The organism is Streptomyces sp. M-16, assembly GCF_052114405.1.
Lineage (GTDB): Bacteria > Actinomycetota > Actinomycetes > Streptomycetales > Streptomycetaceae > Streptomyces.
This window is the reverse complement of record NZ_JBFRER010000283.1, coordinates 1-1,905: the sequence shown is the minus strand read 5'-3', so window position 1 is coordinate 1,905 and position 1,905 is coordinate 1. Positions and strand designations below refer to the sequence as shown.

At 75.5% G+C, this 1,905-nt stretch carries 2 protein-coding genes; both read right to left on the bottom strand.

Features of this window, described 5'->3' with window-relative positions:
• Nucleotides 1-121 precede the first annotated feature (121 nt).
• The gene (locus tag AB4039_RS42100) at nt 122-1,141 is read right to left on the bottom strand and encodes an AIR synthase-related protein (RefSeq protein WP_442273291.1); all 1,020 of its coding nucleotides are present in this window, start codon (nt 1,139-1,141) and stop codon (nt 122-124) included.
• Nucleotides 1,138-1,905, bottom strand: a 768-nt coding sequence (locus AB4039_RS42095) for a zinc-binding dehydrogenase (RefSeq protein ID WP_442273290.1), incomplete at its 5' end; no start/stop codon positions are given. The genes AB4039_RS42095 and AB4039_RS42100, both read right to left, overlap by 4 nt.

The window sequence follows — 1,905 nt, the reverse complement described above, 5'->3', positions numbered from 1 at the left end:
GTGCTGCTGCGCGGCTTCCGGCCCGCCGCCCCGGCCGCCCCGGCCGCCCCGGCCGCCCCCGCCGGTCCGGCGAAGGCGACGGCTCCCGCCGCGGCTCCCGCTCCGGCGGCCCCGGCAGGGCTCACGCCAGCCGGGGGAAGGCCGCCGGTTCGGGTGTGACGGGCACGGCGCGGCCCTGGTCGCGCACCAGCTCGACCGCAGTGGCGCCGTCCGCGACGACCGCGCCGATCTCGGCCGCGAACCGCCCGTACGGGTGGCTGCGCAGCGCGGCCAGGACACCGGCCACCGCGTCCGGCCCGACGAGCAGGCACAGGCAGCTCTCGCTGGAGGCGTGCAGCGGGTCGACGGCCATGGCCTCCAGCGCCATCCGGGCCTCGTACTGCACGGGCAGCGCGCTCTCCTCGACGCGCWGGGTGTGGCCCAGTTCGCGGGCGTACGCGTGCAGCGCGGCGGCCAGGCCGCCGCGCGACACGGTGCGTACGGCCCGGATCCCGTCGCCGGACCCGGCCGCGCGGGCCCGCTCCAGCAGTCCGGCCAGCGGCGCGCAGCCGCTGGGCACCAGGCTCTCGAACCCGAGGCCCCGGCGGACGGACAGGAGGTGGGCGCCGTGTCCGCCGAGCGGGGAGCTGAGGACGACGCGGTCCCCGGGGCGGGCGTCGCGGGTGCGCAGCGGGGCGCCGTGGAAGGCGCCGATCCCGGTGGTGTGCAGGTAGACCTGGTCCGCCTCGCCGGCCCGGACGACCCGGACGTCCACGTCGGCGATCACCACGTCGGCCTCGCGGGCCGCGTCGCGCACGGAGCGGGCCAGCCGGTGCAGTCGCTCCAGCGGCAGGCCCGCCTCGACGACCGCCGACAGGGTCAGGGCCAGGGGCCGGGCGCCGGCGGCGGCGAGTTCGTTGACGGTGGCGCACACGGCGATCCGCCCGATGTCGCCGCTGCCGTAGAACGGCGGGTCGACGACGTGGGCGCCGCTCACCACGGCGGGTGGGTGGTGGCCCAGCGGCGGGCAGGCGCCGCGCACCTCCGCGAGGACGTCCTCCAGCAGGGCGCGCAGCTCACCGCCCGGGGGGAGCTCGTCGTCGTGGGCGAGGGCCACCTGGCCGCCGGGGAAGGCGGCCCCGGCGGCTCTCGTACCCGTCATCCTGTTTCCGGCAGCGTACGGCCGTCGCGGAAGCGGTTGATGGCGTCGAGGTGCTGGGCGCGCAGCTCGTGGTCGCGGATGCCCAGGCCCTCCTCGGGGGCGAGGGCGAGGACGCCGACCTTGCCCTGGTGSAGGTTGCGGTGGACGTCGTAGGMKGCCTGSCCGGTSTCYTCCAGSGRGTAGACCTTGGAGAGGGTGGGGTGGATCYTGCCCTTGGYGAYSAGGCGGTTGGCCTCCCAGGCYTCGCGGTAGTTGGCGAAGTGCGAGCCGATGATCYKCTTSAGSGACATCCACAGGTAGCGGTTGTCGTACTCGTGCATGWAGCCGGAGGTGGAGGCGCAGGTGRYGATGGTGCCGCCCTTGCGGGTGACGTACACCGAGGCCCCGAAGGTCTCGCGGCCCGGGTGCTCGAAGACGATGTCCACGTCCTCGCCGCCGGTCAGCTCGCGGATGCGCTTGCCGAAGCGCTTCCACTCCCTGGGGTCCTGGGTGTGCTCGTCCTTCCAGAACTTGTAGCCCTCGGCGTTGCGGTCGATGACCGCCTCGGCGCCCATGGCCCGGCAGATGTCGGCCTTCTCGGGGCTGGAGACGACGCAGATCGGGTTGGCGCCGCCCGCCAGGGCCAGCTGGGTGGCGTAGGAGCCGAGGCCGCCGCTGGCGCCCCAGATCAGGACGTTGTCGCCCTGCTTCATCCCGGCACCGTTGCGGGAGACCAGCTGGCGGTACGCGGTCGAGTTGACCAGGCCCGGGGACGCGGCCTCCTC